Source organism: Nocardia bhagyanarayanae, from assembly GCF_006716565.1.
Taxonomy (GTDB): domain Bacteria; phylum Actinomycetota; class Actinomycetes; order Mycobacteriales; family Mycobacteriaceae; genus Nocardia; species Nocardia bhagyanarayanae.
The window spans coordinates 668,871-686,252 of sequence record NZ_VFPG01000001.1 but is presented as its reverse complement, the minus strand read 5'-3'; the positions used below and the strand labels follow the sequence as shown (position 1 = coordinate 686,252).

The 17,382-nt window shown below is 70.2% G+C and carries 15 protein-coding genes and 1 pseudogene; 7 read left to right on the top strand and 9 right to left on the bottom strand.

Annotated elements, in window-relative coordinates:
* Positions 1-89: 89 nt before the first annotated feature.
* Positions 90-515 carry a cold-shock protein gene (locus FB390_RS02465; RefSeq protein WP_185757196.1) on the top strand — a complete coding sequence of 142 codons (426 nt, stop codon included), beginning with the start codon at positions 90-92 and terminating at the stop codon, positions 513-515.
* Between the two features lie 111 nt (positions 516-626).
* Here FB390_RS02465 and FB390_RS02460 read toward each other — a convergent pair whose 3' ends face one another.
* From FB390_RS02460 to FB390_RS02450, 3 genes are all read right to left on the bottom strand, one after another.
* The gene (locus tag FB390_RS02460) at positions 627-1,154 is read right to left on the bottom strand and encodes a DUF2771 domain-containing protein (protein ID WP_141807485.1); all 528 of its coding nucleotides are present in this window, start codon (positions 1,152-1,154) and stop codon (positions 627-629) included.
* Positions 1,151-2,980, bottom strand: coding sequence for an MFS transporter (locus FB390_RS02455; RefSeq protein ID WP_246123822.1), 1,830 nt, complete (start codon positions 2,978-2,980; stop codon positions 1,151-1,153). Before FB390_RS02455 ends, FB390_RS02460 begins: the two co-directional genes overlap by 4 nt.
* Before the next feature lie 89 nt (positions 2,981-3,069).
* Positions 3,070-3,843 carry a glutaminyl-peptide cyclotransferase gene (locus tag FB390_RS02450; RefSeq protein WP_141807484.1) on the bottom strand — a complete coding sequence of 258 codons (774 nt, stop codon included), beginning with the start codon at positions 3,841-3,843 and terminating at the stop codon, positions 3,070-3,072.
* 17 nt (positions 3,844-3,860) lie between these two features.
* Between FB390_RS02450 and FB390_RS34705 the strand changes: the two are divergent.
* Positions 3,861-4,748: pseudogene (locus FB390_RS34705) on the top strand (DUF3027 domain-containing protein); the annotation flags it as partial.
* 806 nt (positions 4,749-5,554) lie between these two features.
* Positions 5,555-8,410 (top strand): sacsin N-terminal ATP-binding-like domain-containing protein, encoded by a 2,856-nt coding sequence (locus FB390_RS02440; protein WP_141807482.1) that lies wholly within the window; start codon positions 5,555-5,557, stop codon positions 8,408-8,410.
* A gap of 124 nt (positions 8,411-8,534) precedes the next feature.
* On the opposite strand, the gene FB390_RS02435 is transcribed toward FB390_RS02440, so the two are convergent.
* On the bottom strand, positions 8,535-9,149 hold the full coding sequence (locus tag FB390_RS02435; protein WP_246123821.1) for a TetR/AcrR family transcriptional regulator: 615 nt from the start codon (positions 9,147-9,149) through the stop codon (positions 8,535-8,537).
* Between the two features lie 126 nt (positions 9,150-9,275).
* Between FB390_RS02435 and FB390_RS02430 the strand changes: the two genes are divergently transcribed.
* Complete coding sequence (locus FB390_RS02430; RefSeq protein ID WP_141807481.1) at positions 9,276-11,318, top strand: neutral/alkaline ceramidase; 2,043 nt, start codon at positions 9,276-9,278, stop codon at positions 11,316-11,318.
* Here the strand turns inward: FB390_RS02430 and FB390_RS02425 are convergent, their stop codons facing one another.
* Entirely contained in the window at positions 11,319-11,561 is a 243-nt protein-coding gene (locus FB390_RS02425; protein ID WP_141807480.1) for a DUF2530 domain-containing protein, read from the bottom strand.
* A gap of 27 nt (positions 11,562-11,588) precedes the next feature.
* On the opposite strand from FB390_RS02425, the gene FB390_RS02420 reads away from it, so the two are divergent.
* On the top strand, positions 11,589-12,062 hold the full coding sequence (locus FB390_RS02420; protein ID WP_185756923.1) for a MarR family winged helix-turn-helix transcriptional regulator: 474 nt from the start codon (positions 11,589-11,591) through the stop codon (positions 12,060-12,062).
* A 41-nt stretch (positions 12,063-12,103) separates the two neighbouring features.
* On the opposite strand, the gene FB390_RS02415 is transcribed toward FB390_RS02420, so the two are convergent.
* Together FB390_RS02415 and FB390_RS02410 are read right to left on the bottom strand one after the other, a co-directional pair.
* Complete coding sequence (locus FB390_RS02415) at positions 12,104-12,505, bottom strand: YccF domain-containing protein (protein ID WP_141807478.1); 402 nt, start codon at positions 12,503-12,505, stop codon at positions 12,104-12,106.
* A 100-nt stretch (positions 12,506-12,605) separates the two neighbouring features.
* The gene (locus FB390_RS02410) at positions 12,606-13,811 is read right to left on the bottom strand and encodes a GNAT family N-acetyltransferase (protein WP_141807477.1); all 1,206 of its coding nucleotides are present in this window, start codon (positions 13,809-13,811) and stop codon (positions 12,606-12,608) included.
* A gap of 136 nt (positions 13,812-13,947) precedes the next feature.
* On the opposite strand from FB390_RS02410, the gene FB390_RS02405 reads away from it, so the two are divergent.
* Positions 13,948-14,757, top strand: a complete 810-nt coding sequence (locus FB390_RS02405; protein WP_425465836.1) for a TrmH family RNA methyltransferase — start codon at positions 13,948-13,950, stop codon at positions 14,755-14,757.
* Between the two features lie 11 nt (positions 14,758-14,768).
* Positions 14,769-15,086 carry a DUF2537 domain-containing protein gene (locus tag FB390_RS02400; protein ID WP_141811496.1) on the top strand — a complete coding sequence of 106 codons (318 nt, stop codon included), beginning with the start codon at positions 14,769-14,771 and terminating at the stop codon, positions 15,084-15,086.
* A gap of 158 nt (positions 15,087-15,244) precedes the next feature.
* Here FB390_RS02400 and FB390_RS02395 read toward each other — a convergent pair whose 3' ends face one another.
* Together FB390_RS02395 and sepH are read right to left on the bottom strand one after the other, a co-directional pair.
* A complete protein-coding gene (locus tag FB390_RS02395; protein ID WP_141807475.1) occupies positions 15,245-15,988 on the bottom strand; it encodes a DUF6928 family protein in 744 nt (247 codons plus the stop codon).
* A gap of 265 nt (positions 15,989-16,253) precedes the next feature.
* Positions 16,254-17,369, bottom strand: a complete 1,116-nt coding sequence (sepH, locus tag FB390_RS02390; protein WP_141807474.1) for a septation protein SepH — start codon at positions 17,367-17,369, stop codon at positions 16,254-16,256.
* Positions 17,370-17,382 lie beyond the last annotated feature (13 nt).

Here is a 17,382-nt window from a genome sequence, read left to right as displayed (position 1 = left end):
CCCGGCGGGGATTCGCCGCGCAGTTTCGAGCAGACGGATGTGCTCGGACCGACCGGGTCCGGGTGTCGAATGATGAACGGGTGAGCGCAGTGCCGACCGGCAGGGTGAAGTGGTACGACGTCGAAAAGGGCTTCGGCTTCCTTTCCCAGGACGAGGGTGAGGATGTCTATGTCCGCTCGTCCGCGCTGCCCGACGGTGTCGAAGGCCTGAAGCCCGGGCAGCGTGTCGAATTCGGCATGGCCGCGGGCCGTCGCGGGCCGCAGGCGCTGAGCCTGAAGCTGCTCGAGGCGCCGCCGTCGGTGCGGCAGGGCCAGGATCGCGACCGCAACGCCCGCAAGGAGCCCGCGGGCCCGCGCCGCACGCCCGACGAGCTGCACGGGATGGTCGAGGACATGATCACCCTGCTGGAGACCAAGGTGCAGCCGGACCTGCGCAAGGGCCGGTACCCGGATCGCAAGTCCGCCCGCACCATTTCCGAGGTCGTCCGGGCCGTCGCGCGCGAACTCGACCACTGATCGACACAGCGGACGTAGTCCGTCGATAGCCCGCGCATGGCCGAAGCGAAGGTGGGGTACGCATTTCGGCCGATCCGCCGGGATGCCGTGTGCGCCCGGCGGATCGAGCGGTCAGGCCGTGCGGATCGACCAGGCGGCGTGCGGAACGGTTGTCTCCCTGCCGCTCTCGTCGATCGCGGGCACCGGCAGCTGCAATTCCACACCGATGAGCCGGAGTTCGGGCAGCGGACGCGAATCGATGGTGAGCGCGAGGGCGTCGGGATAGTCGTTGTGGCTGATGACCCGATCCACGATGTCGCCGTTGGGCAGCGCGTAGACCAGCTGCGCCAGCCACGGCGCGTCCGCGATCGAGGACGGCAGCGACAGTTGCAGCGGATAACCGGGGGGCACCTCTAGATCAATGGATTCGCCCTGGCGGCAATTGGACAGGTCGAGCTGCTCTTCGCCGACGATCCTGATGTCGCAGTACTGGTACGGCGGCACGGTCACCGCCTTGCCGTGCGCGTAGGCGGTGATCTCGGGGTCGTGCTCGGGGGCGTTGCGCACCGCCACGGTCACCACGACGACGACGGCGGCGACGACGAGCGTCAGCGCGACTCCGACAAGCGCCGCGACGGTGCGGCCAGAGAGCTTGTTCACCAGATCGGATCTCCCGTTTCTCGTTGGATGCCGTCGCCGTGCGGTTTCCGCGCCGCGGGCACTTCCTGTTCCGCGTGCTGCGGCCGGTTCCCGCCGAAGCCGGGCAACAGCGAGTGGCCGCGGTAGCTGACGAAGGTCTGGATCAGTCCGACCACGAGTATTCCCGAAACGACCGCGAAGCCCTTCCAGTAGTCGGTCGGCAGCAGCACGCCCGCCGCGCCGCCGACCACCCAGCTCAGTTGCAGCACGGTCTCCGAGCGGCCGAAGCCGGAGGCGATCGACTCCGGCGGCAGATCGTCCTGGATCGACGCGTCCAGCGACACCTTCGCCAGCGCGCTCGCGCCGGCCGCGACCAAGGTCGCCACCGCCGCGCCGAGCAGGTTGTCGGCGAAGATCGCGAACACCGCGACCCCGGTGCACGCGGCGGTGCAGCCGAGCACGATCAGCGATGGCCTGCCGAGCGCGAGCCGGGCTCCGGTGGCGTTGCCGGTGAAGTTGCCGATGGCGGCGGCCGCGCCGACCACGCCGAGCATCGCCGCCTGTTGCACCGGCCGGTGCTCCGTCGCCTTGGCCACGAACGCCACGTAGAAGGTGAGGAAGCCGGTCAGCACGCGGATTGCGCTGTTGCCCCACAGTCCGGTGACGACCGCGCGGCCGAGCGGCTGCCTGCGTTTACGGGCGGGCACGGCGGACTGGGCGCCCTCACGCAGTATCTCCGTGTGCGCGTCGTCGCCGTGGTAGCTCAGGGTCGCGGGCACCTCGCCCTCGGTCACCTCCACCCACCGCGGGATGCGCAGGCTCAGGTAGGTCCCCCCGGCCGCGATCAGCACGGCGAGCACGAGCGCGCCCGTCGATCCCGCGATCGCCGCGATCAGCGCCGCGACCGTGCCCGCGCCGATGGTGCCGCCGACCAGACCGAAGACGGTGAGCCGGGAATTGGTGCGCACCAAGTCGATGTCCGGTGGAAGCACGCGCGGTGTCACGGCGCTCTTGAGCACCGAGAACGACTTGCTGCCGATCATCATGCACAGCGCGAGCGGATACAGCGCCCAGGTGTCGAACTGCAAGATCAGCACCACGGCGAGCACGGCTCGCACGCCGAACGAGGTGGCGAGCGCGAGCCTGCGGCCGCGCTGCAAGCGGTCGAGCAGCGGGCCGATCAGCGGCGCGATCACCGCGAACGGCGCGATGGTGATCAACAGGTACAGCGCGACGTTGGACTTGCTCTCCGCGGTGGCGCTCGCGAAGAACAGCGTGTTGGCCAGCGACACCGCGATCGCGGCGTCCAGCGCGAAGTTCGCCATCGTGGCGTAGGTCAGCGCGGTGAGGCCGGACTTGTCCGCGCCGTCGGCCTTGGCCGCGCGCTGGAAGGTGGCGATGCCCTTCTCGGTCAGCTCCCGGCCGCGCAGCGCGGCGACCCTGGTGACGGTCAGTTTGCGCGGCGTGCGCTGCTCGCTCTGCGGTGCGGCTGGTTCCGGCTGCGCCGGTTCGGGCGGCAGGTCCGGCGCCTCGAAGCGCTTGGTGTCGGCGGGCTGCTGCGGGAAGACGCGGCGCGAGGTCTTGCGTGTCGGCTCGTCGGGCTGCCCGCGGCGGCCGATCCTGCGGGTTGGTGCGTGCGGGTCGGGTTCCGGCGGCGGTTTGCGCAACGGGCCGAGCGGGCCGCGCTGCGGCGCGTTGCGGCTGGGATCGAGCGGCGGCAGCGGCCTGCGCCGGGCGGGCGCGTTGGGCGGGGGATACCGGTCGTAGCCGGGATGCCGTTCGATCGGCGCCTCCTCGCCATCCCATGGACCACGCTCGGGACCGAAGGGATCGCGCGGAGTAGTCACTCCTCAATTCTGTCGTACTACGGCGACGGGAACGCACCGGCGCTCCCCGTTGGGGGGCGATAGTGACGTTCCTCGCGTCCGTCCGCGACTCAGGCGGGCACGAAACGGACCTCGAAAACGGTCGGCCAGTACTTCCCGGTGATCAGGAACCGGTCGGTGCCCGGGAGCTGGGCGATGCCGTTGAGCACGTCTGCCTCGGCGCGCTGCTCGCGGGTGAGCAGGTCGGCGGCGTCGGCGATGCCGAGCACTTCGCCGGTGTCCGGGTCGATGCGCAGGATCCGGTTCGTCGGGTAGTCGTTGGCGTAGACGGAACCGTCCGCCGCGCAATCGAGTTCGTTCAGACGCGCGCCCCTGCGGTTCTTCAAGGTCACCGAACCGGTGGCGGCGAAGGTGGCCGGGTCGCGGAAGGTCAGTGTGTTCGTGCCGTCGCTCATGATCAACCGGCCGTTCCGCGCGCACAGTCCCCAGCCCTCGCCCTGGTAGGCGGCCTCGGCCCGGGCCGCGAGGGTGACCGGGTCGCGCGCGAAAGCGGTGCCGTCCTGCCAGGTGAGCTGCCACAGCGTGTCGCCCGCTTTGGCGATGCCCTCGCCGAAATACCGGGCGGGGAGTTCGGCGCGGGCCAGTTCGGTGCCGGTCCGCAGATCCGTCGCGCGGACGGTGGAGCGACCGCGCAGTCCGGTGCCTTCGTAGAGGACGTCGCCGTGCACCTCGAGGCCCTGGGTGAAGGCTTCCGTATCGTGCGGCCGGGTGCCGACGACCTCGATCCGCAGCCGCGGCGGCTCGGGCTCGTCGGCGCCGCAACCGCACGTCGCGAGCAGGCCGACGAGCACACCGATGGCCAACGCACGCCGATTCCGCTCCATACGGCAAAATGTAGGCCGTGAGCGCAGTATCTGTTTCGGAGCCCGACGTCCGGCCGGTCCTTGCCGAAGCCGCGGACCTGGCCCGCCGTGCGCTCCTGGAGTTGGAGCCCTCCGCCGTCGGCGCGCACCTCGGTGTGAGCGTCGAGGACGAGAGCGCGGCGACCCACCGTTTCGAGGCCACCCTGCCCGGCTACCGCGGCTGGCAGTGGGCCGTCGTCGTGGCGGCCCCGCCCGGCGCGGACCACGCGACGGTCAGCGAGTCCGCGCTGCTGCCCGGCCCGGACGCCTTGGTCGCGCCCGAATTCGTGCCGTGGGAACAGCGGATCCGCCCGGGCGATCTCGCGCCCGGCGACCTGCTCGCCCCGCCGCAGGACGACCCCCGCCTGGTGCCCGGCTACGTGACCAGCGGCGACCCGGAGGTCGACGAGGTCGCGCTGGAGATCGGCCTCGGCCGCACCAAGGTGCTCAGCGAGGAAGGCCGTATCGAGGCCGCCGAACGCTGGTACTCCGAATACGGCCCCGACACCGAGATGGCCAAGGCCGCGCCGTCCACCTGCGGCAAGTGCGGCTTCTACCTCCCGCTCGCGGGCGCCCTGCGCGCCGCTTTCGGCGTCTGCGGCAACGCGATGGGCGCGGACGGACACGTGGTGCACGTCGAATACGGCTGCGGCGCGCACTCCGATGTCGTCGCGCCGACGGGTAACGGTTCGCCGCTGTACGAGGCCTACGACGACGCGGCGTTCGACGTGATTCCGCCGGAGGAATTGGGCAAGGGGGAGCGGTCCGCTGCCGAAGAGGTTGCGGACGAAGGTGCTTCCGCTGAGGTGGCCGCTGTCGAAGTCGCCCAGTCGGTGCCGGAAACCGGTGTCGCGATCGAGGACGGCGCTGCGGACGCGAGCGCTGAGAAGGCCCCGTCGCTGCCGGAGACTGCCGCCGCACCGGAGAACGGCGCTGTCGACGTGAGTGCCGAAATCGTCCGATCGGAAACGGAGACTGTCGCCGCCGAGGCGGACGCTGCCGAGATGAGCGGCGAGGTGGCCCCGTTGGTGTCGGAGACGGCCGCCGACGCGGATGCGACCGCTGGCGATGTGAGGGCTGAGAAGGCCCCGTCGCTTGACGCTGGCGAGCCGGGAGTCGCGGACGCCGGGCAAGCGGCTGTCGAAGGCGAAGCCACGACGAGTGCTGTGGGCGTGGAGCGGGCGGAGTCGGATGCGGTCGCCGAAGCTGCCGCGGCCGAGGCGCAGCCGGAGGCGATTGCCGATGCGACGGCGGCCGAGGCAGTTGTCGCAGATGCGGTCGATGCCGAAAAGGGCGTGGCGCCGGGCGGCTCGGACGCCGGCGACGGGATGGCCGCGGAGTCCTTCGAAGACTCCTCGGTCGCGCAATCCGATGCCAACGCCGGTGTTTCGGCGGGCTCGACCGTAGCTGAGGCCGCCCCCGCACCCGTGTCCGACGCACCGGAGACTTCGGAGCCGAGCGCCGCCGAGTCGGTGACCGAGGCGGCGGAGTCGTCGCCGACGCGCGACCTTCTCGCCGCGGATGTTGCCGCGGCGGAGGGCGAGGCCGAAGGCGCTGCGAACGATGTTGCCGCCGGGTTCGATTCGAAGACCGACACGGGGCAGCCGTTGGCATCGGGTGACCTCGCCGCAGTTGACGACGCGGCGGAGAGCGAAACCGACGCGGGACCGGAGTCCGGGTCATCGCCGCGGAACTGACGGGCTCGGCCGACCTGTTCGGCACCGAGGGGCTGCGCGCCGCCGTCCTCACCTCCTGGCGTGATTCGCCGACCCGGCTGCGGGAGGATGCCGCCACCGAGGCGGATCTGGTCCGGGCCGGTTACCGCGATCGCCTGCTGACCGAGCTGGCGCAGAACGCCGCCGATGCCGCGGCCAAGGCGGGTGTCCCGGGGCGCGTCTCCGTCCGGCTGGACGGTCGCACCCTGTACATTGCGAACACCGGTGCGCCCTTGGAACTTTCCGGCGTCCACGCGCTCACCGCCCTGCGCGCTTCCGGCAAGGCGGAGCCGGCCTCCGTCGGCAAGTTCGGCGTCGGCTTCACCGCCGTACTCGCGGTGAGCGACGACATCGAATTCCGTTCCACCACGGGCTCGTTGCACTTCTCCCGCGCCAGGACGCGAGAGGCCCTGCGCCAGCAGGGGATAGCTACGCCGGACTTCCAACCTCCGGCGCTCCGGTTGACCTGGCCGCTCGAGGCCCTTCCCACGCCGAACTTCGACACCGAAGTCGTATTGCGCCTGCACGACGACATCGACGCCGACGCGTTGCTCGCCGCCATGCGCGAAGAGGCCGCGGATCTGCTCCTGGAACTGCCCGCCCTGCAATCCATTCGGATCGGCGACGACGAGTTCACCTCCGCGGCGCGCGAGCTCGGCGATGGCCTCCAGGAACTACAGGTGACGGGCCCGGATGGGCGCCGCCGAGCGTGGTGGCAGTTCCGCACCGCCCGCGCGCGATGGCTGCTGCCGCTGCGCGACGGCAAAGCCCACGCCGCACCGCACGACGTCCTGCGCGCACCTACGCGTTCCGACGAGGAACTGTCCCTCCCGGCCCTGCTGATCGCCGACATTCCGATGCAACCGGACCGGCGCCGCCTGCTACCCGGCGCCCGCGTCGCCGAACTGGCCTCCGGCTACGCCGAGTTCGCCCGGGCCTTGCCCCCGACCGACCGTCTCGTCCTGGTCCCCACACCGGGCTTCGCCCGCAGCGAGGTCGACGGCCTGCTCCGCGAGGCCCTCATCAGCGAACTGCAAACCCACTCTTGGCTTCCGGTGGTCGGCAAGCCCTCGACCCCCAGCCTCGCCGCCGATTCCGAACTCGCCGCCGAGCCGGGCCACGTCGCCGAAGCCCCGGAGTCCGGCCCCGGCGCATCCCCTGCCGTCGGCTCGAGCGAAATCCCGACGGCGGTACCCGCCCGCGCGAGCGTCTTCCCCGACCTCACACCGGAATTGGCCGACCTCCTCGACGACATCGCCGGCCCCTTGCTCATCCCCGAACTCTCGGGTCGCGCCCACACCGAGGCCCTCGCGGTCCTCGACGTGCACCGCCTCGGCCTCGCCCGGCTCGCCGAGCTCTCCGGCGGCGTGGAGCGCCCGCCCGCCTGGTGGCGGGATTGGTACGCGGCGCTGGAGCCGTTCGTCGTCGACCCGCTGTCCGCCGAAGAGCTCGGCGCACTGGCTGTTCCGCTGGCCGACGGCCGCCTGGTGACCGGTCCGCGCACGGTCGTCCTCGACGACATGCTCGAGGTCGCCATCCCGCTGCACTGGGCGCGCCTGGTCCATCCGGAGGCCGCGCACCCGCTGCTGTCCAGGCTCGGCGCCCGCTCGGCCACCGCTGCCGACCTGCTCGCCGACCCGGCGCTGCACGCGGACCTCGAAGACCATCCCGACGACCCCGACCTGGTCGACGCGGTGCTCCGTTTGGCCGCGTACGCCGATCCGGACGCGCTTCCGCCCTGGCTCGGCTCGATCGAATTGCCGGACACCACAGGCGAACTGCTGCCCGCCGACGAGCTGCTGCTGCCCGAGGCGCCGCTGTACGCGCTGCTCGTCGAGGACGCGCCGCTGGGCACCGTCGCCAAGGAGATCGTGGACGAGTACGGCGCGCAGGCGCTTCGGGCTGTAGGCGTCGGCTGGGATTTCGGCGTCGTCGCGGAGTCCGACCCGACCGGGCCCGATCACCATCTGGACGACGAAGAGGCCTGGTGGGCGAGCCTGCCCGAGGAGCCTGCCGAGTTCGCGGCCGTCCGCGACCTGGACCTGATCGACGACATCGCCTGGCCGGACGCGCTGCACCAGCTGCTCGCCGTACCGAAGACCAGGCGTCTGCTCGCCGATCCGGACGGCTACACCGCGTGGTGGCTGCGCAGGCACGCCCGCCTCGACGGCATCCCGCTCGGACACCATCTCCATCCGGGGGATGCCGAATTCGCCGGACTCCTCCCGCATTTCGCGGTGCCCGGCCTGAGCCACGGCGACCTGGAGGTGTTGCGCTCCGTCCTCGCTGATCCGGACCGAATCACCCCGGACCTCGCCGAGACGCTGCTCGCCGCACTGGCAGACCCCGCGAACAACCCTGAGCCGCAGATCGTTTCGCGCACCCACGGCCACCTGGCCGCCGCGGCGTCCCGTCTGGACCTCACCGAGCTGGTGCTGCCGGAACGGGTGCGCGCACTGTCCGGCGATGCCGTGCCTGCCGCCGACGCGATGGTGCTCGATCTACCGTGGTTCGGCCTCGTGCTGCCGCCGGATCGGTTGGTGCTCGGCGATGAAGAGACCGCCCCGAGCCTCGCGACCTTGCTCGACCTCCCCCTGGTATCGGAGTCGGTGACCGCCGAGGTGCTCGGCACCGGCCGCAGCACGTCCTGGTCCGCCGAACCGCTGGGAGTGGTACTGCGCCAACTGTTCTCGCTCGCACCGCAGGAGGGTGAGCTGGTGTTGCACGAGGACCTGCGCGTGCGGCTCTCGGGAGCGGTGACGGGAACAGTGTCGGTGCCCTGGTGGCGAGTGGGGACCGAGACGCACATCCGCGTCCCGGGCGTCATCGCCTAACGACACAGCCGGACGCAGTCCACCCGAAGCTCGCGCATGGCCGCAGCGGAGGCGGAGGTACGCCTGGTCGACACCAGCCGGACGCGATCCGCCCGCCGCGCATGGCCGCAGCCCGGAGGTACGCCTAGGTCGCGTACCCCGCGAGCATCTCGCTCAGCAGATCGAGCTGCACCCGCACCGCTTCGCTGTCGTTGTCGACCAACCAGCGCAGCACGATGCCGTCGATCACGTTGAGGGTGAACCGGCTCAAGGTCTGCACCGGCACCGACCACGCGGTGGCCGTGGCGTCGCGCGCGTGATCGAGGATGTCGGCGACCGTGGAGTCGTTGAAGGCGTACTGCTCCCTCGCGATCGCGAGTTTCTTCGGGGTCTGTTCCCCTTCGCGCAACGCATAAGTGGTTGTTTCGTAAGTGAGCAGTTGTCGTTCCGGTGTGGCTTCGATGTTCAGCCACATGAGTTCGAGTCCGGCGCGCACCAATTTTTGAAGCGCTTCTTTTCCACTTTCGACGTCTTGCCAAACTGTTTCATTGGCGTCGACGGAATCGCGTAATTCCATCGACAACGCCTTGACCAGCTCGGTCATCAGCGCGTCCTTATTTTCGAAACAGTAATGCACCACACCGAGCGAGACACCGGCTGCTTGAGCCACATCACGCGTGGTCACACCGGCCACGCCCTTTTTTTCGGCAAGGCCGATCGCGGCCTCGATAAGGTGGGCCCGTCGTTCTTCGACGCTCAATCGGGAGGACACCTCAGCGAGTTAAGCGCTCGCGGCGCGCGCAGTCAATTCGCGCCGCCGAAAAATCTGGACTGGACGTGCGTCCAGTTGTGTGGTTCGCTGCCAAACGGACGAAGGGAGGCTCGCATGCCGGTGTCACGCAGAACGGTGCTCGCCCGAACCGCAGCGGGTTCGGCCGCGCTCGCCGCTGCCACGACGATCGGATCGGGACCGACCGCGGGTCTCGCCGCCGCCGCGCCGGACTCGGGCTATCAGGTGGGCGTCGGCATCTCCGACATCACCGGCCCGGCCGCCGAGTGCGGGATGATGGGCTACTCCCAGCTGGAGCAGACCACCGCGGGCATCCACCTGCGCCCGCGGGCGCGCGCGTACGTGATCGCGGCGGGTGGGCGGCGCGTCGTCTTCGTCGTCGCCGAGAACGGCATGATCTTCCAGTCGGTGCACCGCGGCGTGCTGCTCGAACTGGCCCGCCGCTTCGGCGATCTCTACACCGAGCAGAACGTGCTGCTCACCTCCACCCACTCGCACGCGACCTGCGGTGGCTCCAGCCACGACTACGCCTACAACCTCTCCATCCTCGGCTTCCAGCAGCAGGTGTACGACGCCGAGGTGAACGGGATCGTGGAGGCCATCGCGGCCGCGCACGCCGATCTCGGGCCCGCCTCCCTCGCGCTCGGCCGCGCGGAACTGCACGACGCCAGCGTCAACCGCTCGCGCGTCGCCTTCGATCGCAACCCCGCCGCCGATCGCGCCTACTTCCCCGGCGCCATCGACCCGGCGGTGACCGCGCTCTCGATCACCAAGGGCGGCAAGCGGATCGGCGCGATCACCTGGTTCGCGACCCACAACACGTCCATGACCAACGCCAACCGGTTGATCAGCGGCGACAACAAGGGTTACGCCTCCTTCGCCCACGAGCACACCGACCACGGCGTCCGATACCTCGACGGCGCACCGGATTTCGTGTCCGCCTTCGCCCAGACCAACGCGGGCGACATGTCGCCGAACCTGAATCTGCGTCCCGGATCAGGGCCGACCGAGGACGAGTTCGAGAACACCCGGATCATCGGTGAACGCCAATACAGCGCCGCCAAGAACGCCTTGAACGCGGCGCGCGCGATGAGTGGACCCGTCGACTCCCTGCTCTGCTACATCGACCTGGCGAACATCGCGGTCGACGGCCGATTCACCCCCGACGGCCAACCGCGGCACACAGCTCCGGCCGCCGCGGGCGTCTCGCTGATCGCGGGCAGCGTCGAGGACGGTCCCGGCCTGCCTGGCGGCCCGATCCCGGAAGGCGTGCGCAACCCGTTCCTCGGCGCGCTCGGCGATCCGAACCAACCGGCGCCGGCCTGGCTCGCGGATGCCCAGGCGCCCAAGGCGATCGCCGTGCCGCTCGGTCTGCTCCCGCCGGTGCCGTGGGTGCCGAGCGTGGTGCCGATCCAGCTGATGCGGATCGGCGAGCTGTACCTGGCGGCCGCGGGCGGCGAGTTCACCATCGTGTCCGGGCTGCGGGTGCGGAGGGCCGTGGCGGAGGCGCTCGGCGTCGACCTGGAACAGGTGCTGCTCCAGGGGTACGCCAACTCCTATCACGAATACGTCACCACGCCCGAGGAATACGACGCCCAGCAGTACGAGGGCGCCTCGACGCTGTACGGCCGCTATACGTTGCCCGCCTACCAGCAGGAATTCCACCGTCTGGCAACAGCTTTGGCCGCAGGAACGACGGTCGCGCGCGGCCCCGCGCCGCGCGACGTGTCGAACCTGCAACCGAACTTCGTGCCCGCGCCTGGCCCGGACGCCACCCCGCCGGGCCGCGCCTTCGGCGACGTGCTGACCCAGCCCGCCTCCTGTGCGCGCGGCGAACGCGTTGTCGCCGAATTCGTTTCGGCGCATCCGAAGCACAACCCGCGACGCAACGGCACCTTCCTCGAGGTGCAGCGCAGCACCGGAACCGGCTGGGTGCGCGCCGCCAACGAGGGGGAGTGGGCGGTGCGGTATCACTGGAGCAAGCGCGGGTCCGCCGAATCGGTGGCCCGGTTCACCTGGGACGTTCCCGCCGACGCGGAGCCAGGGCAGTACCGGTTCGTGCACTTCGCCGACAGCCTCGGCGCCGACGGCGTGCTGCGCCCCTTCACCGGGGTGAGCGCGGAATTCCAGGTGAGCTGATCAGCGCAGACCGGTCTGCGCGCCTTTGTCGCCGCGCCGGGCGCCGCGGCGCTGGATCAGGAAGATGGTCGAGCCGATCAGGCCGACCACCAGACCCATCAGACAGACCGGAAGCGCCGACTCCCAGCTCTCGGGTCCGGCCAACACCACGAGGGTGGCGACCACCCACAGCGCGCTGCCGACGGCGAGCACCGGTCGCGGATCGGTCAGCCGCGGCGGGATCTCCGGCACTTTCTGGGTCACGGGCTCAGCGTAGCGGCGGGAACCGGCATGCCGCACCCAGCGGTTCCCGTATCGTTTGCCACTGTGACAACGTCATCGGATGTTCGAGCCCTCGCCGGTGAACTCTCGCTGGCGGTGGTTCGGCTGACGCGACATCTGCGGGGACGGCGCGCGGACTCACAGATCTCGCTGACCCAGCTCTCGGCACTCGCCACCTTGGCGCGCGAGGGCGCGATGACGCCCGGCGCGCTCGCCGCCAAGGAGCGGGTGCAGCCGCCGTCGATGACCAGGGTCATCGCGTCGCTGACCGACCTGAAGCTGGTGGAGCGCAAGCCGCACCCCACCGACGGCCGCCAAATCATCGTCTCCCTCTCGGAATCCGGCCGGGCACTCATCGCCGACGAGGCCAGCGCCCGCGAAGCCTGGATGACCGAACAGCTCGCCACCCTCACCGACGACCAGCTCGAGATCCTCACCCGAGCCGTCGCCATCATGAAGCAGATCGTCTCCGAATCGGAGTAGTGCGCTTCGCGCGGCCGTCCCGGCTGGGGAGAGGTGCGTCCCTACCTCGCGGCGAACGGCTGGTCGCTGTCGACGATCTCGCGCCCGAGGGGGAACAACGAGAGCGGGATGAACTTCAGGTTCGCCCAGCCGAAGGGGATGCCGATGATCGACAGGAACAGCGGGATGCTGGTCAGCAGGTGGCCGATGGCCAGCCACCAGCCCGCGACGATGAACCAGATGATGTTGCCGATCAGCGAGCCCGCGCCCGCGCCGGGCTTCTCCACCGTCGTGCGGCCGAACGGCCACAGCACGTAGGCCGCGATGCGGAACGAGGCGATGCCGAACGGGATCGTGATGATCAGGATGCAGCAGATGATCCCGGCCAGGATGTAGCCGAGCGCCATCCAGAATCCGGCGAAGATGAGCCAGAGAATGTTGAGGATCAGCTGAAGCGGCTTCATATCTCCAGAATGCCAGCCCCCGCCCGGCCGCGGGGAAGTTCACGGCCGGGCGCGTCGGCCTGCGGGACAGGCCCCCTTCGTCGGAAGAATCGGCCCGGCGTCAGAAGAACCAACCCAGCACCGCGTCCCGATCGGCGCCGAACGCCTCCTCCAGCGCGCGCAGCTTGCCGGAATCCTTGGCCTGCAACCGATTAGCCGCCGCGAATACGCGCGCCGGGTACGCGCCGAGGTACATGCTGCCGAGCACGTCGATGCCCAGTTCGATGTCGGCGGCCCGGTCGGTGGGCGCGCACTCGGCGCGTCCGTCGCGCACGGTGAGCGCGAAGACGCCGCCCGCCTCGCGGAACGGATCGGTGACGGAGAGGACGACGTCCAGATCGGTCCGGTAGTCGCGGGCCGTGAGGGCCGCGGGGACGTCCATGAGACGCAGCCAGAGGCCGTCGTAGCGGGCGGTGGTGCGGACCAGCCGCGGGTTCGTCAGCAGGTAGGGGAGCGGATCGTTGTCGCTGAGCTCCGCCGTGATCCGGGTGACGAGGTCCAGGCCGAACAGCGCCCGCCAGAGCGCGGCGTGCGCGTCGGCGGTGACCGAACGCATCTCGGCGACCTCGACGGTCATCTCCCTGGCTTCGTGGTGGTAGCGGTACAGCGCGTAGCCGTCCGGGTGCAGCAGTGTGAACAGATCGGACCCGCCGCCGCGGAACCGCTCCGGATCGGCGAACAGGTTGCCCCAGGACGCGTCCGGCCGTACCTGCGCGCCCGGCGTCAGCCTGCGCCAGCGGTCGTAGATCTCGCGGACCCGCTCGGTGACGTCCGCCAGCGCGACGAGCTCGACGCCGCCCGGATTCGGTGTGGTCGGCAGGAATTCGGCGAACCGACGGTCGATGGTGACCGCGTTCTGGCGCACCGCGGGACCGTAGCCGAACCGACCGTAGATGCCGCCCTCGCTGGCCGTGAAGATGGTCAGCGGCAGGCCCTGCGCCTCGGTGCGGCGATGCTGTTCGATGTACATCGCCCGCAGGATGCCGCGCCTGCGGTGCGTCGGCGCCACACCGACCCCGGCGATGCCGCGTGCCGACACCGTCCGCTCGCCCGGCACGGTCAGGATCATCTCCCGCGACCGCACATGCCCGACGACGCGATCACCGTCCACCGCCACGATCGAGTCCAGCGGCGCGAACAATTGCGCCGCCCGCTCCAGCCACGCCTCGTCCGACCGGGTTCCGAACGAGGTCTCGACGAGCAACCGAATCCCCGCGGCATCCGCCTCGGTCGCCGATCGAACGGTGATGCCTGGTACGAGCGTCATGGGCAGATCGTCCCATGAATGCACACCGCCGCGCACCGGAATTTCCTGCGCCACTGAGCCGGTCGGGGAACGCGGAACGCGGAACGAACGATTCGCGGGTGGCGGTTTCTGGCGGGGGTGCGGGGACGGGCAGGATATGGCGGTGGCCGAAGTGATCGATATCGATGATCCCAGCGATTCCCGGGTCGATGATTTTCGCGACCTGGCGTCGGCGGATCGTCGGCCCGACCTGCCTGGACGCAAGGGGTTGGTGATCGCCGAGGGTGTGGTGGTCGCGCAACGGATGCTGGATTCGCGTTTCCGGCCCAGCGCGCTGATGGGTGTCGCGCGGCGATACGAGCAGTTGGCCGAGGACCTGGCCGAGGTCGATGTGCCGTTCTACCGTGCCACGGCCGAGGTGATGGCGGAGGTCGTTGGGTTCCATCTCAATCGCGGGGTGCTCGCGGTGGCGCGGCGGCCCGCCGAGCTGACGCTGGACGAGGTGACCGAGGGCGCGCGGACCGTCGCCGTGCTGGAGGGCGTCAACGACCACGAGAACCTGGGGTCGATGTTCCGCAATGCGGCGGGGTTGGGCGCCGAGGCGATCCTGTTCGGGGACCGGTGCGCCGATCCGCTGTACCGGCGCGCGGTCCGGGTGTCGATGGGGCATGTCCTTCGGGTGCCGTTCGCGACGGTCCCGGACTGGCCGGACGGCCTGGAACTGCTGCGCCGCAAAGGCTTTCAGATCATCGCGCTCACCCCGAATCCCGCGGCGCCGAATCTGGCCGCCGCGATGACGGGCGAGCGGGTCGCGCTGCTGCTCGGCGCGGAGGGGCCCGGCCTCACCGAGGAGGCGATGCGGGCGACCGACGTCCGCGCGCGCATTCCGATGTCGCCGGGCACCGATTCGCTGAATGTGGCCACGGCCGCGGCCATGGCGTTCTATGAACGAGTGAGAACGTCGTGAGGGACGAGGACATGGTGGATCACCCGACGAACGGCGCGTACCGCGGCTATCCGCCCGCGCAGGACCCGACGCCATGGGCGGCGGGCATCACCGTGGTGGTGATGGTGGCGCTGCTCGCGGCGGTGGCCGTCTACGCGTTCGGGATCGCGCTCGCCGAGGTGCATCCGCTGCTGGCCGTCGCGGTGAACCTGGTCGCCGCCGGCGGCGCGGCGCCGACCGCGTGGCGCTCGCGGTTCACGCCGGTGACCAGGTGGGTGCTGCTCGGCTGCGGTGTCGGTGTGGTGCTCGGGTGGGTGGCGCTGATCGTCGAGGGCTTGTCGGCGCTGTGATGACGCGGCGCTGTGATGACGCGGCGCTGGACGCTCCGGCGCTGTGACTCCGGTACTGAGTGATCCGGCACGGGCGATCCCGCACCGGGCGATCCGCACCGGGCGATCCGCACCGGGCGATCCGGCGCCAGGACATTCGGCGGCCGAGACGGTGACCCTCAGCCGACGCGATCTCCGCCGCGCAGCCAACCGAACAGACCACGCCTCGGTTTGATCGCGGGCTCGATCACTTCCGGGCCGATCAACGTCGTGTGATCCGGCGCCTCGCCTTTCGGGTACAGCGTGAATCCGCACACCGCGATGTCGCCGGGCATCAGCGCGCCCTGCGGCGAGGGAGCGCGGTAGTGGAAGCCGAGCCATTCGTTGTTGGCGGCGTCGGCGAAATCGGGCGGGTCGAAGGGCAGCGTCTGCGGGTCCGGCAATTCTCCGGCATGCCACCGAACGGGATGCTCGCCCGCCCAGTACGGCCGCTCCCATACCAGCGGAAGTCCCTCGTCCTCCAGGATGTTCACCCTGGTCGAACTGAACGAGCGGCGGAATTCCCCGCGCTCCCAATGGGCGAACGCGCCCCAGCCGATGACGGTGTCGAACGAGATCAGATACGTGTGGTCGGAGGCGAGTGGGCGCACGAGCAATTCCGGCAAACGCGTCGGCCTCGGCAGCGCGACCTGCGCCGAACACAGCACTGTGACACCGGGATAGCAGCCGATATACACCTCGTCGGCGTCCGGGCCCGCGCAGCCGCCGAGCGTGCCGACCATTTTCGGCACCACATCGTGGTCGCCGTAGAGCTGTTTGGCGAGCGCCAGCGCGGCCTCGGGCTCCGGGTCGTGGTCGGCGCGCAGAACCGCCAACGGGTCGGGGGCGTCGACATACCAGAGAGACGAGGCTTTGGACAGCATTTCCGGCACCTCCCGATGGTCGCACGAAACTACTCCGCGAACTTCCAGCTACCGCCCGTGTCGGACAACGGCGCACGTCGTCTTCGACACATCGGAAAATCTACTCGCCTCGGACGACCCGCGACGCACCTTCGGCAACGGAACACGCCAGCGCGAAGAGAATTTCGGGGGCGCGGTCGAGATTTCCGGGTGAAACTACGAGCCAGCAACCTGGACTGGTAATCCAGCAAACTTCCGGGTGCGCCGAAAACCGCGGCGCGTTCGGTCAGTGACCCGAGCTGCGCACGCCGAGCAACACGTCCTCCCAGGACGGCATCGGCGCCTTACCGCGCTTGGTGCGGTTCGGCTTGGCGGGCGCGGACTTGCCGTTGCCCGCCTTGGTGTTCTCCTCGGTGGGCGCGGTGTTCGCGGCCGGAGCCGAGGTGTTCGCGGCGGCGGCCGGTGCGCTGGTGGTGGGAGCGCTCGCCGCCGGGGTGGCGTTCGTGCTCGCCGCGGGCGCGGTCTTGGCGCTGGCCGCCGGGGCGGTCTTGGCGCTGGCCGCGGGGGCGGTGTTGGTGTTCGCCGCCGGTGTCGCGGTGCCAGTGCTCGCGGCCGGGATCGCCGCCGCGCTACCGCCCGCGGCCACGGCCCGCTGCTCGAAGTACTCGTCCAGGGTCGGCTGCGGCTGCCGGGCCGTCGCGGGGCGCGCGGTGGGAGCGGCCGGAGTTTCCTTGCGCGGCTCGGCGACAGGCTCGGCGGGCGCCGGCGCCTCCAACTCGTCCTGCGGGGGCAGGACGGTCGCCAGGCCGCGCAGCGCGCGGCCGAAATCGGGATCGATCAGATCCGCGGCGGGATCGTCGAGCGGTGAGACCGAGCCGCCGTGCGCGTCGGGCTGGTAACGCCAGTGCGCGGCGATCTCGGAACGTCCGTTCTGCCACTGCAACTGGGCGACCCAGAAGCCCTTCTCGTCCTTCCACGCGTCCCACTCGGCGTTCTCGAGCGTGTGCCCGCGCTCGGTGAACGCGGCGGTGACGATATCGATCAGGGTTTCCACGGCGGGGCCGTCGGGGCGAACCGGGTGCGCCTTCTGGGCGAGTTCGGCGGCGCGGGCGCGCTCCAGCAGCACGGGATAGGCGAAACGCTCGACGCGGCTGGCGGGCATGCCGGATTCTTCGGTGACCTGTTCCACGGAGGCTCCGGCACGGATACGGGCCTGGATATCGCGAGGACGCATAGACGCTTCCATTTCGATCTCGATCTGGCCGAATCGGGCGAGGTCTCCGCGCGCGGCGGCTCGTAGCTTGTCGTCTGCGGGCAGCCGGAACTTCTGGCCGGACTCGGTGTCGATGCACACGATGTGCGTGGAGTCGGGCGTCACCCCGATCACTCGAAGTTCACGCACCGTTACCTCCTTA